The sequence below is a fragment of the Microbispora cellulosiformans genome, assembly GCF_008728085.1.
GTDB lineage: Bacteria > Actinomycetota > Actinomycetes > Streptosporangiales > Streptosporangiaceae > Microbispora > Microbispora amethystogenes.
This window is the reverse complement of record NZ_VYTZ01000006.1, coordinates 405,303-421,078: the sequence shown is the minus strand read 5'-3', so window position 1 is coordinate 421,078 and position 15,776 is coordinate 405,303. Positions and strand designations below refer to the sequence as shown.

General features: G+C 72.7%; 13 protein-coding genes. 7 read left to right on the top strand and 6 right to left on the bottom strand.

The genetic code is table 11. The annotated features are described in order from the left end of the window. Positions 1-7 precede the first annotated feature (7 nt). Positions 8-1,342 (top strand): class II 3-deoxy-7-phosphoheptulonate synthase, encoded by a 1,335-nt coding sequence (locus tag F5972_RS18990; protein ID WP_404803064.1) that lies wholly within the window; start codon positions 8-10, stop codon positions 1,340-1,342. Positions 1,343-1,473: 131 nt separating this feature from the next. Here F5972_RS18990 and trxA read toward each other — a convergent pair whose 3' ends face one another. Next, on the bottom strand, positions 1,474-1,839 hold the full coding sequence (gene trxA, locus F5972_RS18985) for a thioredoxin (protein ID WP_111701033.1): 366 nt from the start codon (positions 1,837-1,839) through the stop codon (positions 1,474-1,476). 127 nt (positions 1,840-1,966) lie between these two features. On the opposite strand from trxA, the gene ctaD reads away from it, so the two are divergent. After that, a complete protein-coding gene (ctaD, locus tag F5972_RS18980) occupies positions 1,967-3,652 on the top strand; it encodes an aa3-type cytochrome oxidase subunit I (RefSeq protein ID WP_150934883.1) in 1,686 nt (561 codons plus the stop codon). 3 nt (positions 3,653-3,655) lie between these two features. On the opposite strand, the gene F5972_RS18975 is transcribed toward ctaD, so the two are convergent. The 3 genes from F5972_RS18975 to F5972_RS18965 all read right to left on the bottom strand — a co-directional run bounded on the left by F5972_RS18975 (position 3,656) and on the right by F5972_RS18965 (position 7,178). Then, positions 3,656-5,464: an ExeM/NucH family extracellular endonuclease gene (locus F5972_RS18975; RefSeq protein ID WP_150934882.1), complete on the bottom strand. Its 1,809-nt coding sequence runs from the start codon at positions 5,462-5,464 to the stop codon at positions 3,656-3,658. Between the two features lie 219 nt (positions 5,465-5,683). After that, positions 5,684-6,616 carry a universal stress protein gene (locus F5972_RS18970; RefSeq protein WP_150934881.1) on the bottom strand — a complete coding sequence of 311 codons (933 nt, stop codon included), beginning with the start codon at positions 6,614-6,616 and terminating at the stop codon, positions 5,684-5,686. A gap of 91 nt (positions 6,617-6,707) precedes the next feature. Beyond that, complete coding sequence (locus F5972_RS18965; protein WP_150934880.1) at positions 6,708-7,178, bottom strand: universal stress protein; 471 nt, start codon at positions 7,176-7,178, stop codon at positions 6,708-6,710. Positions 7,179-7,613: 435 nt separating this feature from the next. Here F5972_RS18965 and F5972_RS18960 point away from each other — a divergent pair, with 435 nt between their 5' ends. Beyond that, positions 7,614-8,357: a permease prefix domain 1-containing protein gene (locus F5972_RS18960; RefSeq protein WP_150934879.1), complete on the top strand. Its 744-nt coding sequence runs from the start codon at positions 7,614-7,616 to the stop codon at positions 8,355-8,357. Here F5972_RS18960 and F5972_RS18955 read toward each other — a convergent pair. Beyond that, a complete protein-coding gene (locus F5972_RS18955; RefSeq protein ID WP_150934878.1) occupies positions 8,317-8,640 on the bottom strand; it encodes a PadR family transcriptional regulator in 324 nt (107 codons plus the stop codon). The two genes, F5972_RS18960 and F5972_RS18955, sit on opposite strands and share 41 nt — an antisense overlap. 89 nt (positions 8,641-8,729) lie before the next feature. Here F5972_RS18955 and F5972_RS18950 point away from each other — a divergent pair, with 89 nt between their 5' ends. From F5972_RS18950 to cydC, 4 genes are read left to right on the top strand one after another with little or no spacing between them, the layout of a single operon-like run. Continuing rightward, complete coding sequence (locus F5972_RS18950; RefSeq protein WP_150934877.1) at positions 8,730-9,914, top strand: cytochrome ubiquinol oxidase subunit I; 1,185 nt, start codon at positions 8,730-8,732, stop codon at positions 9,912-9,914. An 11-nt stretch (positions 9,915-9,925) separates the two neighbouring features. Continuing rightward, the gene (locus tag F5972_RS18945) at positions 9,926-10,663 is read left to right on the top strand and encodes a cytochrome d ubiquinol oxidase subunit II (protein ID WP_150934876.1); all 738 of its coding nucleotides are present in this window, start codon (positions 9,926-9,928) and stop codon (positions 10,661-10,663) included. A gap of 44 nt (positions 10,664-10,707) precedes the next feature. Further along, the gene (gene cydD / locus F5972_RS18940; protein WP_150934875.1) at positions 10,708-12,642 is read left to right on the top strand and encodes a thiol reductant ABC exporter subunit CydD; all 1,935 of its coding nucleotides are present in this window, start codon (positions 10,708-10,710) and stop codon (positions 12,640-12,642) included. Next, complete coding sequence (gene cydC, locus F5972_RS18935; protein WP_150934874.1) at positions 12,639-14,366, top strand: thiol reductant ABC exporter subunit CydC; 1,728 nt, start codon at positions 12,639-12,641, stop codon at positions 14,364-14,366. The genes cydD and cydC overlap by 4 nt, the downstream gene beginning before the upstream one ends. A 59-nt stretch (positions 14,367-14,425) precedes the next feature. Here the strand turns inward: cydC and F5972_RS18930 are convergent, their stop codons facing one another. Then, on the bottom strand, positions 14,426-15,733 hold the full coding sequence (locus F5972_RS18930; protein WP_150934873.1) for a S1C family serine protease: 1,308 nt from the start codon (positions 15,731-15,733) through the stop codon (positions 14,426-14,428). Positions 15,734-15,776: the final 43 nt, after the last annotated feature.

Genomic DNA, 15,776 nt, shown 5'->3' with positions numbered 1-15,776 from the left:
GGTGTCCGTGAGCGCATCGAACCTGGACTCCTGGCGTGACCTGGCCGCGGCCCAGCAGCCCGACTGGCCCGACCGCGCTGAGCTCGACAAGGTCGTCGCGGAGCTGGCGAGCCTGCCTCCGCTGGTCTTCGCGGGCGAGTGCGACCAGCTCAAGGACAGCATGGCCGCGGTCGCCCGCGGCGAGGCGTTCGTCCTGCAGGGCGGCGACTGCGCCGAGACCTTCGCGGGCGCCACGGCCGAGAACGTGCGCAACAAGCTCAAGACGCTGTTGCAGATGGCGATCGTGCTGACCTACGCCGGCCGCGTCCCGGTCGTCAAGATCGGCCGGCTGGCGGGCCAGTTCGCCAAGCCGCGCTCCAAGCCCACCGAGGTCCGCGACGGCGTCGAGCTGCCCGCCTACCGGGGCGACATGGTCAACGGGTTCGACTTCACCCCCGAGGCCCGTCGTCCCGACCCGAACCGGCTGCTGCGCGCCTACCACTCCTCGGCCGTCACGCTGAACCTCGCGCGGGCCTTCACCAAGGGCGGCTACGCCGACCTCCGCCAGGTGCACGCGTGGAACCAGGACTTCGTCGCCGAGTCCCCGGCCGGGCGGCGCTACGAGCAGCTCGCGCGGGAGATCGACCAGGCGCTCGCGTTCATGCGGGCCTGCGGGGCCGACCCCGAGGAGTTCCACACCGTCGAGTTCTACTCCTCGCACGAGTCCCTGATCCTCGACTACGACCGGGCGCTCACCCGGATCGACTCGCGTACGGGCCTGCCGTACGACGTGTCGGCGCACATGGTCTGGATCGGCGAGCGCACCCGGCAGCTCGACGGGGCGCACGTGGAGTTCTTCAGCCGCATCCGCAACCCGATCGGCGTGAAGCTCGGCCCGACGACCACGCCGGAAGAGGCCATCAGCCTGATCGACAAGCTCAACCCCGACAACGAGCCGGGGCGGCTCACCTTCATCACCCGAATGGGCGCCGGGAAGGTCCGCGACGCGCTGCCGACGCTCGTCGAGAAGGTCAACGCGAGCGGCGCGACCGTGGCCTGGGTGTGCGACCCCATGCACGGCAACACGTTCGAGGCCCCGAGCGGCCACAAGACCCGTCGGCTCGACGACGTGCTCGACGAGGTCGCGGGCTTCTTCGAGGTCCACCACGCCCTCGGCACGCACCCCGGCGGCATCCACATCGAGTTCACCGGCGACGACGTGACCGAGTGCGTCGGCGGCGGGCACGCGATCGTGGAGGAGGACCTGGCGCTGCGGTACGAGACCGCCTGCGACCCCCGCCTCAACCGCGGTCAGTCCCTCGACCTCGCCTTCCGCGTCGCGGAGCTGTACCGAGCCAGCTGAGCGCGACGCCTCGCCCCCGACGCCGTCTCCCCCGGCCCGCGTGACTCCGGGCCCGGGGTGAGGGGGCCGGAGGTGAAGGGTGGCCGGGGTGACGGGGGCCGGGCCGATCCGGCCCGGCGCGGCCCGGCGCCTCAGCCGTTCTTGGCCTCCGCCTCGATCTGGGCACGGATGGAGTCCATGTCCAGCGCGCGGAGCTGACTGATCAGGTCCTCAAGCGCCGGCTTGGGCAGCGCGCCCGGCTGCGCGAACACCACGATGCCGTCCCGGATCGCCATGATCGTGGGGATCGCCGTGATCTCGAAGCCCTCCGACAGGCCCGGCTGCGCCTCGGTGTCGATCTTGCCGAACGTGATGTCCGCGTGCTCTTCGGACGCCTTTTCGAAGATCGGTGCGAACGATCGGCAGGGGCCACACCAGGACGCCCAGAAATCGAGCAGTACGATGCCGTTGTCGGCGATGTCGTTGAAGTTCTTCTCGGTCACCTCGACGGTTGCCATGGGCGACTCCTTTCAGTCGGTCTTCAGCGGGCATAACCAGCCGGACGATCCCAGCATTCCATTCGCGATGAGCCTCATGTCACCGGGCAGGAGACCCCCTTGAGCTGACTCTAGAAGGAGCAGGCGGATGACGACTCACGCCGTACGGCCGAGTGATCTGGTGCCCCAGCGGGGCCCCGGCGCCCGCATCACCTCGTGGCTGTCGACCACCGACCACAAGGTCATCGGCAACCTGTACATGGTCACCGCGTTCTGCTTCTTCCTTGTCGGCGGCCTGGAAGCGATGATCATCCGCGCGGAGCTCTTCGAGCCGGGAATGCAGTTCGTCACCCTGCAGCAGTACAACATGATGTTCACGCTGCACGGCAGCGTCATGCTGCTGCTGTTCGCGACCCCGTTGTTCGCGGGCTTCGCCAACGCGGTCATGCCGCTGCAGATCGGCGCTCCGGACGTCGCGTTCCCCCGGCTGAACATGGCGAGCTACTGGCTGTTCCTGTTCGGCGGGCTGATGGTGGTGGGGTCGTCGCTGGCGGGCGGGGCGCCGACCTTCGGGTGGACGGCCTACACGCCGCTGTCGACCGCGCCCTTCACCCCGCAGCTCGGCGGAGACCTGTGGATCATGGGGCTGGCCCTCTCCGGCCTCGGGACGATCCTCGGCTCGGTCAACTTCATCACCACGATCATGTGCATGCGCGCGCCGGGCATGACCATGTTCCGGATGCCGATCTTCACCTGGAACGTGTTCTTCACCTCGATCCTCGTGCTGATCGCCTTTCCGGTGCTCGCCGCCGCGCTGCTGGCCCTGGAGATCGACCGCAAGCTCGGCGCGCACATCTACGACCCGCAGACGGGCGGCCCGCTGCTCTGGCAGCACCTGTTCTGGTTCTTCGGCCACCCCGAGGTCTACATCATCGCGCTGCCGTTCTTCGGCATCATCACCGAGGTCATCCCCGTCTTCAGCCGCAAGCCGATCTTCGGGTACATCGGCCTGGTCGGCGCGACGATCGCGATCACCGCGCTGTCGGTGACCGTGTGGGCCCACCACATGTTCGCCACCGGGCGCGTGCTGCTGCCGTTCTTCTCGCTGATGTCGTTCCTCATCGCGGTGCCGACCGGGGTGAAGTTCTTCAACTGGACCGGCACGATGTGGCGGGGCCATCTCACGTTCGAGACACCCATGCTGTGGGCGGTGGGCTTCCTCGTCACGTTCCTGCTCGGCGGGCTGACCGGGGTGATCCTCGCGTCGCCGCCGCTGGACTTCCACGTGACCGACACCTATTTCGTGGTCGCCCACTTCCACTACGTGGTCTTCGGCACCGTGGTGTTCGCGATGTTCGCGGGCTTCTACTTCTGGTGGCCCAAGTTCACCGGCCGGATGCTGAACGAACGCCTCGGGAAGATCCACTTCTGGATGCTGTTCGTGGGGTTCCACATGACGTTCCTCATCCAGCACTGGCTCGGCGCGCAGGGCATGCCGCGACGGTACGGCGACTACTCGCCCAACGACGGCTTCACCTGGATGCACCAGTTGTCGAGCGTGGGATCGTTCCTGCTCGGGCTGTCCACCCTGCCGTTCATCTACAACCTCTGGTGGACCTGGCGGCACGGGGAGAGGGTGACGGTGAACGACCCGTGGGGGCACGCCAACTCGCTGGAGTGGGCCACCTCCTGCCCGCCCCCGCGGCACAACTTCGTGTCGATCCCGCCGATCCGCTCCGAGCGGCCCGCCTTCGACCTGCGCTATCCGAGGGTCGGTGGTAAGCCGGGCGAGCCGCCGGAGACCAAGCGGGACCTGGTCGATCCCAACGCGTGAGCCTCAGCCCCTGCCGCCGGGCAGGTTCAGCCCGACGAGCAGCGGGTCGTGGTCGGAGGAGCGGAACGCGTCGGGCCGGTACAGCCCCGGCGGGTTGAACTCGGTGGTGTAGTCGAGGATGCGGAGCTCGTCGGAGTTGACGTGCCAGATCGTCGCCCCGGTGACCCGGCTCGCCAGCCGTCGGCCGGCGAGGGCGTGGTCGAGCTCGCCCGACAGCCCGCCGAACAGGAAGCTGTAGCGCAGGGGCTCCGGGACGAACCGCTTGGTGAGGCTGGTCAGCCCGCCCTGCTCCAGCGTGTGGATCGGGTCCTCCTCGCCGTACGCGTTGAGGTCGCCGATCACCAGCGGGTCGGGCAGGTCCATGCTCTCGATCAGCCCGAGCACGGCCCTGGCCTGCCGCACCCGCTCGTCGTTGTAGCAGCCCTGGCCGTGCTCCCGGTCCGGCGCGGGCGCGTCCGCGTCGCAGCCCTTCGACTTGAAGTGGTTCACGACCAGGGTGAACGGCTGACCGCCACCGGCCCGGCGGAACTCCTGGATGAGCGGCGGACGGCGGAAGACGGGGTCGGTGGACGACCGGGCGGCGCCGACCGGGGTGACCCTGGCCGGCTTGTAGATCGCCGCCACGCGGATGGCGTCGCCGCCCGGATGAGGGTGGACCAGCGCCTGGTAGGTTCCCGCGCCGGCCTTGGCGTTGAGCGCGTCCACGAGGGCCTGGAGCGCGGTCTGGCCGTTGTTCTCGACCTCCATCAGGCCCACGACGTCGGCGTCGAGGCCCTGCAGCGTGGCGACGATCTTCGCGAGCTGGCGCTGCTGCTCCACGGCAGTGTTCGCGCCGCGGGAGCCGAGCGTGGTGAACCAGTTGAGCGTGTTCAGGCTCGCCACCCGCACGGTGCCGCCGACCGGCAGGGGGGCGCTCAGCCGGGGATTGGTGCGGGCGAAGCGGATCTCCTGGGTGGGCTCCAGGCGGTACGCGTCGAAGCCGTAGGTGAGGACTCCGGTGATCCCGGGCGCGGTGTCGCCCAGGCGGGGAACCGCTGGGGAACCGGCGTACGGGATGGTGGCGGGGTTCCGCACGGTGGAGCCGTCGTCGACGAGCAGCGACCGGCGCGCGTCGAGCGCCGGGTCGACGCCCTCGCGGTCGGTCGGCTGGAAGAGCCGGCCTCCGGCCGCGACGGTAACCTCGCCATACCGGCCGAGGTTGTAGTGGTCGGTGAGGGTCAGTGGGCCGGGGAACGTCACGAGCATGTTCTCCAGCGGCTCGTAGGTGGCGCCCGCGGCCCTCGGCAGGACGACGCGGGCGGGCCTGACGGTCCCGGCGCCGCAGACGTCGACGGCGGTGACCGGGGAGAGCTCGGTCAGCCCGTCGAACTCGGCCACCCGGCCGGTGACGAGCACCCGGTCACCGGCCCTGACGTCCGTGACGGATTCCCGGGCGAGCGCGAACAGGCCGTCGGAGGTGGCGGGGTCGGCGTCGAGCGCCGGGTCCTGGAAGTAGAACCCGCCGAGCTGGTCGGTCCGCTGGAAGTCTCCGGTCACCACGCCTTCGACCCGGACCGTCTGCCCGGTGAGCGGAGAAGCGGTCCCGCTGCCCTGCACCTCGGCGATCCGCCGGTCCGGCGGCACCGTGCAGCGATCCCCGGCCGTCACGACGGTGCCCGTCTCGGCCGAGCCGGGCAGCGTCGTGACGGCCATGGCGAGGGCGGGCAGCAGGCCGGCCGCGGCGAGCACGGCGGCGGCCCGGCCGCCGATACGGCGGCGAAGGCCACGACCACCGGGGTGGTCAGCGGGGCTGACTCGGCGGAGAGCACGCATGCCCCGGACCTTAGGGGCACGCCTCCGCAACACCAGGACCAAGCGGTGGCTTTGGGAAAACCTTGGCCTTATTTGACGAGCTGTGTACGGCACGGCAGTGCGCGTGCCGCCGTCGCGCGGTGCTGTAGTCGCGCGGTGCGGCCGGCGCGGGATCGGTCCACCGGACAGGCCCGGCCGCACCGGTTCGGGCGGGTCGAGGGGCGCGCGGTGGCGGGCGGGTCAGGGATGGACGACCGCCACCGGACAGGTGACGGCGTCGATCAGCGGCCGGGTGACCGACCCGAGCCTCGCGAGCACGCTCTTCTCCCGGGTCGCGCCGACGACCAGCATCGTCGCGCCGGAAGAGGTGTCGGCCAGCACGTCGAGCACCGGGCCTCCGACGGGCTGGAGCACCGTCTCCACGTGCGGGTACCGCTCCCGCCAGGGCCGTACGGCGGCTTCCAGCAGCTCGACCGCCTCCCGTCCGGGGACGTCGGCCATCACCATGGGCGCCATGCCCGCGCTCCAGGCGGCGGCCGGGTGGCGCATGGCGTGCACCGCGATCACCGACAGTCCGCGCAGGGCGGCCTCACGGTAGGCGAAGGCGAGGACGTGGTCGTCGCCGCCCCCGACGCCCGCGACGATCGGGCCGGGATGGCGCGGATGCGGCAGCGATCCCACGCCACGCACCACGATCACGGGACAGCGCGCGTGCGTGGCGACGTGCCCGGCGACCGATCCCATCACACGGCGGGCCGGTCCGCTCAGGCCCCGCGACCCCACCACGACGAGACCGGCGGCATCCGACAGCTCGACGAGCCGCTCGGTGGCCGGGCCCTCGAACAGGTCCTCCCGCACGCGGACGCCGCTCGTGCACTGGCGCGCGCACTCGGCGCCGTGCCACAGCACGTGCTCGGCCGCGTGGTGCAGCGACTTGCGCGCCTCCTCGTCGCCCTGGGCGTACGGCGACTGCCAGGCGTGGCACACGGTGATGGGAGCCCGGCGGAACTCGGCCTCGTCCATCGCCCAGTCGAGCGCCTGCATGGCGTAGTCGGAGCCGTCGTATCCGACGACGATCCCCCGGCCGATCTCCTCGCCGGTCTCCTGGCTGGTTTCCCGGCCGATCCGACGGCCGGTCTCCTGGCTGGTCCCCTGCTGCCTGTCAGCATCCATGTCCCCAGGCTGCCCCGGAGCCGTACGGCCGGGCAGGGCGGAAAGTCCCGAAACGGGGAGGACGTCCGGCCCCGGCCGGATCAGGAGCAGCTCAGGAGCGGCTGCCGGCGAGCATCCCGGGACGACGGTCGTGCTCCATGCCGGGCAGCACGACGACGACCGGGCACCTGGCCCGCAGCAGACAGGCGGAGACGACGGGGTTGAGCACGGGGTAGGGCTCGGACTCGGCCTCGTGGGCGCCCAGCACCAGCAGGTCGGCGCCGTCCGTCGCGCGGAGCAGGACCTGTGCCGGGGGGCCCTCCACGACGACGGGCTCGACGTGGCGCTCGCCAAGCTCGGCGACCGCCTGCCCGGCGATGTCCAGGGCGGCCCGGCGTTCCTCCTCCCGGGAGGTGCGGCCCGCGATCGGCGCGTAGTGCGCGTGCAGCCCGCCCGTCCACTCCCAGGCGTACACCGCCTCCACCACCGCGCCGCGCAGCGAACCCTCGGCGGCGGCCCACCGAAGTGCGGCCTGCGACGCCATCGACCCGTTGATTCCCACCACGATCTTCGGCTGGTTCACGTCCCGCCTCGCTCTCCGCTCTCAGTCTCGCCCACCGGGGTTAACGGCACGTTGCCGCGGCGAAACAGTCAGAAGACAGGGGTCCACGAGCATCCTCGTACCCACAAAGCCCCTCTGCCCCTCGCGCCCCACGGGGAACAGGCCATGTTTTGGAACGCGGCCCGGTCTGAGGACAGGGTATCGGTGGACCGGAGTGGTGCCGTTCCGCCGTTTTGCTCAATCAGGTGCTCTTCTTTCCCGGTTGTTGCCACATCTCAAGGAGATCGTGGCGCGGCGGGCCGGCGGCAGTGCCGTACGGCTCGCACGGGGGTGGCGCAGGTCCCCGCGGTCAGGGACCTTCGCCCAGGACGGCCGGCGGATCGGCGGGGTCAGGGATCGCCCTGATGCGCCCCGGCCGCCCGGACCGTACGCTGGCCCTGGCCGGGGAGGGAGTCCATGGCGGGGGCAGGTGTGATCGACGAGTACGTCGCGGCGCTGCGGTGTGCGCTGCGCGGGCCGTACGGCGCGCGGCGCGACCTGCTGGCCGAGGCGCGCGACGGCCTGCTGGACGCCGCCGAGGCCTACGAGGCCGAGGGCCTGCCCCGGGCCGAGGCCGAGCGGCGGGCGATCGCCGACTTCGGCACGGTGGACGAGATCGCGCCCGGTTTCCAGCGGGAGCTCGCGGTGAGCCAGGGCAGGCGCACTGCGGCGCTGCTGTTCCTGAGCGTGCCGCTGACCGCGTTCCTGTGGGCGGTGATCTGGCGCGTCTTCCCCGAGGCCGCGCGGATCGAGCAGGTCAAGCCCAACTGGTTCGGGTTCCTGGCCAAGGCGGTCGACCTGCTGCAGCTCGGCGTGGGAGTCGTGGGCGGGCTCACGCTGCTCGCGCTCGGCCGCGGCCTGCGGCGGATCCGCCGCCCCGCGCTGGTCACCCGGCGGCTGGGACTGTTCGTCTGGGTGCAGACGCCGCTGGTCGCGGCGATGGGCCTGACGCTGGCGGCGGCCGCCCGGGGCCCGGTGGGGTTCACGACCTACCCGCCCGGGGTGGCCGTGTCCGCCCTCAGTTATCTGCTCGCCGGATCCGCGCTGTTCAGCGCGGCCCGCTGCCTGCGCTGCACCACGGCGGTCACCGCGCCCGGGGAGACGCCCGGGAAGACGAGGCCTAGCGGAGGGGATCGAGAACGCTTCCTATCGCGCTGGTGAACGACCGCCAGGCCGACCGTTCCCCCGCGAGCGCTCTGCGCCCCAGGTCGGTGAGCCGGTAGGTCCGCCGCCTGCGCCCGCCGTCGGCGGCCCACTCCCCGGCGAGCAGCCCGGCCCGCTCCAGGCGCCGCAGCGCGGGATAGACCGTCCCGGTGGGCACGTCGAGCGCGCCGCCGCTGCGCTCGCGCAGCGCCTCGATGATCGCGTAGCCGTGCAGCGGCTCGCGCTCCAGCACGGAGAGCAGCAGGGCGTCCATGTGGCCCCGGAGCGCGTCGGCGTTCACGATCGCAGCCTATCCAGGTTCGTCACGCCCTCAGTCTATATGTAGGCTGTCTATATGTAGGCTGCCTACGCTTCCCCCCTGGGAGAATCATGGATGTCGTCGACCTCGCCCGGCTGCAGTTCGCCGTGACGGGAAATCTCCATTTCCTGTTCGTCGTGCTGACACTCGGGCTGGCCCCCCTGGTGGCGATCATGCACACCCGCCTCGTCATCAGCGGAAACCCCCTGTACGAGCGGATGACCCGCTTCTGGGGACAGATCTATGTGATCAACTACGCGCTCGGCATCTTCACGGGCCTGGTGATGGAGTTCCAGTTCGGCCTGAACTGGAGCGGGCTGACGTCCTACGCGGGCGACGTGTTCGGCACGCCACTCGCCCTGGAGACGCTGCTCGCCTTCTTCCTGGAGTCCACGTTCCTGGGGTTGTGGATCTTCGGGTGGCACCGCCTGCCGCGCGGGCTCCACGTGGCCTGCATCTGGCTGGTGACCCTGACGGCGTACGCCTCGGCCCTGTTCATCATGGTCGCCAACTCGTTCCTGCAGCACCCGGCGGCCGCGGTGGAGGAGGGCGGGCGACTGGTGCTGCGCGACTTCGGCGCGCTGTTCACCAATCCCAGCCTCGTCGCCGCCCTCCCCCACGTGCTGGGCGCGGGAGTGTGGGCCGGCGGGTCCGTCGTCGCGGGCGCCAGCGCCTATCACCTGTTCCGGCGCACCGCCGAGCGGGAGTTCTTCACACGCTCGCTGCGCATCGGCATGCTCGCCGCGTTCGTCGGGTCGTCCGTCACGGTCTGGTTCGGCTACACCCAGTTCGACAAGGTGTCCTCCATCCAGCCTGACAAGTTCAAGGGCGTGGTCCCGGGGCTGGGGATCGCCCTGATGATGGGCCTCGGCCAGCTGGTCCTGCTGGTCGTGTGGTGCCTGGTGCCGCTGCTGTTCCGCGACCTGCTGGCCCGCTGGCGCTGGACGCACCCGGTGCTGATGGTCATCGCCCCGGCCCCGTTCGTCCTGGTGATCGCCGGCTGGCTCACCCGCGAGGTGGGCCGCCAGCCCTGGCTGGTGTACGGCAAGCTCACCGTGGCCGACGCCCTCACCCCGGGACTGACCCCGGCGGCGATCACGGCCTCCTTCGCCGCGTTCGCCGGCGTGCTCGGGCTGCTCGCCGTCGTGGACTGGACCCTGATCATCCGCGCCGTACGGCGGGGCCCCGGGGAGGTCGCCCTCGGCGCGCCCGACCAGTCCGCCGACCCCGCTCCCACCCCCGCCCACTCGTTCTGAGGACCCCGCACATGGAGATTGTCTGGTTCACGACGTTCGCCGTCCTGCTGGCCGGTTACTTCGCCCTGGAGGGCTTCGACATCGGCCTCGGGGTGCTGCTGCCCGTTCTCGGGCGCTCCCCCGCCGCGCGGGACCGTCTCGTCGGCGCGATGGCCCCGTTCGTGCTCGCCAACGAGGTGTGGCTGCTCGCGCTCGCCGGAGTGCTGTTCGGCGCGTTCCCGGCGCTGGAGGGCACGGTCCTGAGTGGCCTCTATCCTCTGGTCGTCGTCGTGCTGCTGGCCTGGATCGTGCGTGACGCCGGGCTGTGGTTCCGGCGCAGGGCCGACGGCGCGCGCTGGCGGCTGGTGTGGGACGGCGCGGTGTGCGCGGGTTCCGCCGGGCTGGCCCTCGGCTGGGGCGCGGCACTGACCGCCGTCGCACGCGGCCTGCCCGACTCGCCCCTCGACCCGCTCGGCCTGGCGGGAGGCGTCGCGCTGCTGGCGCTGCTCGCCTGGCACGGGCGGACGTTCGCGGCCTGGCGGCTCGACGGCGCCCGGGGCGGTGCGCTGCTGCTGTCGGCCTGCGCCGCCGCGCTCCCCGCCGTGCTGGTCGTGGCGGGGGCGGCCGGGCGGATGCTCGGCGACGCCGCCCCGGATCAGACACTGACCGTGCTGGGTGTCATGGTGGTGCCGTTCGTCCCGTTCCTCGTGGGCGCGCAAGTATGGGTGTGGCGCACCTTCTCAAAGGGCGCCCTGCCGACGTTCTTCTAGGGCCGACGTTCTTCTAGGCCGACGTTCTTCTGGATGGGTGACCGTTGCACAAGGATCTCCTGCGACTGGCCCGCGCCGAGCGGAGCGTCCGCCGCCACCTCGCCTGCTGCCTGGCGGCGGCGGTGGCGGCCGGTCTGCTCGTGCTCGTGCAGGCGGAACTGCTCGCCGGGGTGCTGTCGGGCCGCTTCGCCGTCGCCGCGCTGTTCCCCCTGGCGCTGGTGGTCGCGGCGCGCGGGCTGTTCGGCTGGGCACAGGGGGTTCTCGCGGGGCGGGCGGCCACCGCGCTGAAGTCGGCCCTGCGGCGGCTGCTGCTGGGGCGCGTCGACGATCTCGGGCCGTCGTACCGGTCGGGTGAGGTGGTGACGCTCGCGGGGCGGGGGCTCGACGCGCTCGATCCGTACCTGACGGGCTATCTCCCGTCGGCCGCCGTGGCCGGGGTCGTGCCGTTCGCGGTCGTGGTGCGGCTGTTCGCCGCCGATCTCGCCACGGCGGTGATCGTGGTGCTCACGCTGCCGCTGATCCCGGTCTTCGGGGCGCTCGTCGGCTGGACCACCAGAGCGGTGACCGAACGCCAGTGGCGCGCCCTGGCCCGCCTCGGCGGACACTTCCTCGACGTGGTGCGCGGCCTGCCGACACTGCGGGCCTTCGGCCGGGCCCGCTACCAGGCGTCGGTGATCCGCGAGGTGGCCGAGGCGCACCGCGCCGCGACCATGCGCACGCTGCGGGTGGCCTTCCTGTCGTCGCTGGTGCTCGAACTCGTGGCCTCGCTGTCGCTCGCCCTGGTGGCGGTGCCCGTGGGCCTGCGACTGCTGTCGGGCTCGCTCGACCTGCACACGGCGCTGCTCGTGCTGCTGCTGGCGCCGGAGGCGTACCTGCCGCTGCGAGCGATGGGCACCCGGTTCCACGCCGCGATGGAGGGCGTCGCCGCCGCCGACGAGGCGTTCGCCGTCATCACGCCCCCCGCGACGACCGGCGCGACCGACGAAACCGGCCGCGAAACCGGCCCCGGAACCGGTCACGAAGCCGTACGGGAGGACGCGCCTGCCGGGACACCCCCGGCGCCGGCGGAACACACCGCGCCGCAGCGGAAGCGTACGAAACGCGCCGCGTCCGCCGGGACGACGCGGGCGAGGGGCGCCGCTCCGCCCGGCGGGCCCGAGCCCCCGGAGATCCGCCTGGAGAACGTCACCGTGCGCTATCCGGGACGGGCCGAGGCGGCGCTCGACCGGGTCACGCTGGTGGTCGAGCCGGGCGAGCGGGTGGCGATCGCGGGCCCGAGCGGTGCGGGGAAGAGCACGCTGCTGCACCTGCTGCTCGGCTTCCTGACCCCAGACGAGGGGCGGGTGCTGGTCGGCGGGGAGGACCTCGCGAGCCTCGACCTCGGCGAGTGGCGGCGGCGGCTCGCGTTCGTGCCGCAGCGCCCGCACCTGTTCGCGACGTCGGTGGCCCGCAACATCGCGCTCGGCTCGGCCGCCACGGCCGGGGAGATCCGGGCCGCCGCCGAGGCGGCCCAGGTGGCGGAGTTCGCCGAGGCCCTGCCCCAGGGGTACGACACCCCGCTCGGCGAGCGGGGGGCGAACCTGTCGGCGGGCCAGCGCCAGCGGGTCGCGCTGGCCCGGGCCTTCTGCCGCGCCGGGACCGAGGTGCTGCTGCTGGACGAGCCCACGGCCCGGCTCGACGGCAGGAGCGAGGCGGCCGTCGTGGCGGCCACGCGAGGGCTGGCGCGGGACCGTACGGCGATCATCGTCGCGCACCGCCCCGCGATGATCGAGCTTGCCGACCGGGTCGTCCGCCTCGACGGCGGCGCCCTCGTCACCCCCGCGGGCCAGCCCGCGTACGACGGGCGGGAGAACGGCCCGCTCGGTGAGGCCGCTCTCGCCCGCCCGCGTGCGGGGCGCGACCGGGCCGGGCACGGAACCGGCGGCCCAGGGGACGTGCGAGGACCGGTGGATCGAGGCGAGGGCGAGGAGGCGGGATGAGCCGCACGAAGGCAACAGGCCCCTCACCGCTGTCCGTGGTCGCCGTCGCCGGGACGCGGCGGCGGCTGGTGCTCGCCGCGCTGGCCGGGTCGGCCGCCGACCTCGCGGGGGTGGCGCTCATCGCGTCGGCCGCCTGGCTGATCACCAGGGCGGCCGAGCAGCCGCCGCTGGCGGCGCTGTCGGTCGCCATCGTGGCGGTGCGGGCGTTCGCCACCACCCGGGGGATCTTCCGCTACGGCGAGCGGCTGGCCGGGCACGACGTCGCACTGCGGGCCCAGGCGGGCACCCGCGAACGTCTCTACCGGGCGCTGATCCCCGCCGGGCCGCTGCCGCAGCGCGGCGCCGACCTGCTCAGCCGCATGGTGGACGACACCGACGCCGTGCAGGACCTGCTCGTGCGGTGCCTGCTCCCGGCCGTCGCGGCCCTGGTCACCGGGCTCACCGCCGTCGTGATCGCGGGCTTCCTGCTGCCGGTCGCCGCGCCGGTGCTCGCCGCCGGCCTGCTCGCCGCCGGATTGGCCCTGCCGGCCGGCACTGCCGCCGCCGCCCGGCGCTGGTCGGCGCGGATCGCCCCGGCCCGCGCCGACCTCGCCGCCCGGGTGGCCGACCTGGTGCACGGCGCGGCCGACCTCGCGGCGTACGGCGCGCGGGACGAGGCCCTGTCGGCCGCGATGGACGCCGACAGCCGGCTCACCCGCCTGGAACGGGGCCAGGCCCGGATCAACGCGGCGGCGCTCGGGATCGGCGTGCTGGCCCAGGGGCTGACGGTCGCGGCGGTGGTCTGGGTGGCCCAGGGCGCCGGGCTGGACCGGGTCGCGACGGCCGTGCTCGCCCTGACCTCGCTGGTGGCCTTCGAGCCCGCGCTCGCGCTGGGCGCGGCGGGCGAGCGGTTCGCCGCGGTGCTCGCGGCGCTGCGCAGACTGCGGGAGACGGCCGCCACGCCCCCGGCGGTCCGCGAGCCGGACGAGCCGGCGCCGCCCCCGGAGCCGCCGCTGACGGTCGAGGTGGAGGACCTGGTGGTGCGGCACGGCGGGCGCGAGCCCGCGCTGAACGGTGTGAACCTGACGTTGACGCCGGGCCGCCGGGTCGCGGTGGTCGGGCCGAGCGGCGCCGGGAAGAGCACGCTGCTGTCCGCGCTGATGCGCACGGTGGAGATCGAGTCGGGGACGATCCGCCTCAACGGGACGGACGTGCGCCGCCTGTCGTCCGACGACGTGCGGGCCCGCGTCACCGGCCTCACCCAGGACCCGTACGTGTTCCAGGCCTCGTTCCTGGACAACCTGCGCCTCGCCGGGCCGCGCGCCTCCACCGGCGAGATCGAGGCGGCCGTACGGCGGGCCCGCCTGGACGCGTGGGCGGGGCGCACCGGGTGGGACACGGTGCTCGGCGAGGACGGCCGCACGGTCTCCGGCGGCCAGCTTCAGCGGCTGGCGCTGGCCCGGGCCCTGCTGTACGACCCGCCCGTGCTGCTGCTGGACGAACCGGCCGAGGCGCTGGACGAGGAGACGGCCGACCTGCTGACGGCCGACCTGCTGGACGCCACCCGGGGCTGCACCACGCTGCTGGTCACCCACCGGCTGCGCGGCCTGGAGCAGGTCGACGAGATCGTGGTGCTGGAGGGCGGCCGGGTCACCCAGCGCGGCTCCCACGCCGACCTCGTCGGCGTGCCCGGCTACTACCGCGACCTGTGGGAGTCGGAGGCGCTGACCCGGCGCCACGCCTGAACGCCGATCGCCGGCGGGCCGTCCCCCCGGAGGCCCGCCGGCGACGATCGTGGACGCCGTCAGTTCGTCGGCGCCTGCTCGGCGAGCGCGGTGGTGATGGTGTTCTCCTTGCCGTCGCGGGTGAAGGTGACGGTCACCTTGTCGCCGGGGCGGGAGCTGCGGATGACGCCGACGAGCGCCTCCGCGCTGTCCACCATCTTGTCGTTGATCTTGGTGATCAGGTCGCCCTCCTTGAGGCCGGCCTTCTCCGCGGGGCTGCCCGCCGTGATCGAGCTGACCACCGCGCCGGGCGCGCCGCCGACCGAGTCGGCCACGCTCACACCGAAGTACGCGTGGGTCGCCTTGCCCGTCTTGATCAGCTGCTCGGAGACCAGCTTCGCGGTGTTGATGGGGATCGCGAAGCCGACGCCGATGTTGCCGGAGCTGGAGCCCGAGGTGGCGATCGCGGTGTTGACGCCGACGACCTCGCCGGCCGCGTTGACCAGCGCGCCGCCCGAGTTGCCGGGGTTGATGGCGGCGTCCGTCTGGATCATGCCGCCGATCGTGGTGCCCTGGCTCTGCTGCTGCGGTTCCTGCTGTCCCATTCCCCAGGGGAGCTGCGGCTGCTGCTGCTCCTCCGGGCTCTCGGTCAGGGTGCGGTCGAGCGCGCTCACGATGCCGGAGGTGACCGAACCCTCCAGGCCGAGCGGGCTGCCGATCGCGAGCACCGCGTCGCCGACCTGGAGCTTGTCGCTGTCGCCGAGCGAGGCGGGGGTGAGCCCGGAGACGCCCTGCGCCTGGATGACCGCGAGGTCGGTGGTGGGGTCGGTGCCCTTGACGACGGCGTCCGCCGTCTTGCCGTCGCTGAACTTGACCCTCACCGTGCCGCCGCCCGCGCCGCCGGCCGTCACCACGTGGTTGTTGGTCAGGATCAGGCCGTCGGCGGACAGGATGACGCCGGAACCCTCTCCCCCGCCCGCGTTGGTCTTCACCTCGATCGACACGACCGAGGGCATGATCGCCTTGGCCACCGCCGCGATGGTGTTGCCGGAAGCGTTGGAGACCCCCCTGACCACCGGGCTCGCGATCACCGGCCGGTCGCCGTTCACACTGTTGGCGACGAGGGCCCCGGTGACCCCGCCGCCCAGCGCCACGGCCACGAGAGCGAGACCCGCGCCCGCCTTCTGGCGAGCGGTCAACGTGCCCTTCCGCACCGGAGGCGCCGGGAACTGCGCCGTGTCATAAGGACCGCCGCCGTACGAGCCGTACGACTGGTAGGCCCCGGTGTACTGCCCGTGCTGCGGCGGAGTGCTGCCGAACTGGCTCCAGCCGTGGCCGGGGAGCACATCGGTGTTCTCGTTGCCGGGACCGTGCTCAGGTGAGCTCATCGCCATCCCCCTCAATGGATCCGCCGGTTATCCCGGCTCTCCG

What these genes read in the sequence shown, in the direction of transcription:
- trxA (WP_111701033.1), bottom strand. Translation starts at nt 1,839, where the DNA reads ATGGCAACCGTCGAGGTGACCGAGAAGAACTTCAACGACATCGCCGAC.
- ctaD (WP_150934883.1), top strand. Translation starts at nt 1,967, where the DNA reads ATGACGACTCACGCCGTACGGCCGAGTGATCTGGTGCCCCAGCGGGGC.
- F5972_RS18975 (WP_150934882.1), bottom strand. Translation starts at nt 5,464, where the DNA reads ATGCGTGCTCTCCGCCGAGTCAGCCCCGCTGACCACCCCGGTGGTCGT.
- F5972_RS18970 (WP_150934881.1), bottom strand. Translation starts at nt 6,616, where the DNA reads ATGGATGCTGACAGGCAGCAGGGGACCAGCCAGGAGACCGGCCGTCGG.
- F5972_RS18960 (WP_150934879.1), top strand. Translation starts at nt 7,614, where the DNA reads ATGGCGGGGGCAGGTGTGATCGACGAGTACGTCGCGGCGCTGCGGTGT.
- F5972_RS18950 (WP_150934877.1), top strand. Translation starts at nt 8,730, where the DNA reads ATGGATGTCGTCGACCTCGCCCGGCTGCAGTTCGCCGTGACGGGAAAT.
- F5972_RS18945 (WP_150934876.1), top strand. Translation starts at nt 9,926, where the DNA reads ATGGAGATTGTCTGGTTCACGACGTTCGCCGTCCTGCTGGCCGGTTAC.
- cydC (WP_150934874.1), top strand. Translation starts at nt 12,639, where the DNA reads ATGAGCCGCACGAAGGCAACAGGCCCCTCACCGCTGTCCGTGGTCGCC.
- F5972_RS18930 (WP_150934873.1), bottom strand. Translation starts at nt 15,733, where the DNA reads ATGAGCTCACCTGAGCACGGTCCCGGCAACGAGAACACCGATGTGCTC.